Annotated in this window: 1 pseudogene; it reads right to left on the bottom strand. The window is 35.1% G+C overall.

Features of this window, described 5'->3' with window-relative positions:
- Nucleotides 1–561: pseudogene (locus tag HT715_RS11585) on the bottom strand (histidine kinase); the annotation flags it as partial.
- Nucleotides 562–741 lie beyond the last annotated feature (180 nt).

The raw sequence follows: 741 nt of genomic DNA, 5'->3' as shown, positions 1-741 counted from the left end.
CTTGGCCAATTTAGCTTGCGATTTAGAATAAATTTTTCCTTTATCCAATCGTTCAAGTAAATCTGATGGGTCAATATCTACAAGTTCAATCTGATCAGCCTGATCAAAAATAGCATCTGGAATTATCTCATTAACTTGAATCCCTGTAATAGCTTCAATCACATCGTTTAAACTTTCAATATGTTGGACATTTACAGTAGTATAGACATCAATCCCTGCATAAAGCAGTTCCTTAATATCTTGGTACCTCTTTTTATTACGTGACTCAAAACAGTTAGTATGAGCCAATTCATCCACTAAAATAATGCGTGGTTGACGCCTTAAAGCAGTATCAATATCAAACTCATTTAAGGTGATACCTTTATATTTTATTGTTTTAGGAGATAATTGCTCAAGACCAATCAGTAAAGCCATAGTCTCAGGTCGATTATGAGGTTCAATGTAACCTACTACCACATCTACTCCAGCTTTTTGAGCTCGCTGCGCTTCTCTAAGCATAGCATAGGTTTTTCCAACTCCTGCAGCATAACCAAAATAAATTCTTAACGCCCCTGTTTTCATAACATCACCTTAGTTAACCCAACCTTTTGTAGTAAAATCATTTATCAGAAGTCATTATAACCTAATTTTATTTTTTTTACAATAGCCTTCCGGAGATTATATCATGGGACGAGTATGAGTTCACCAAGGGAAAGATGAGTTTCATTGCGCAAGATTTTAACAAGCTCAATATCATCACTG

Origin of the sequence: Streptococcus sp. 4155, from assembly GCF_013276695.1 — a bacterium.
Taxonomy (GTDB): domain Bacteria; phylum Bacillota; class Bacilli; order Lactobacillales; family Streptococcaceae; genus Streptococcus; species Streptococcus pseudopneumoniae.
The sequence above is the reverse complement of the archived record's forward strand: the minus strand, read 5'-3'. Positions and strand labels throughout refer to the sequence as shown.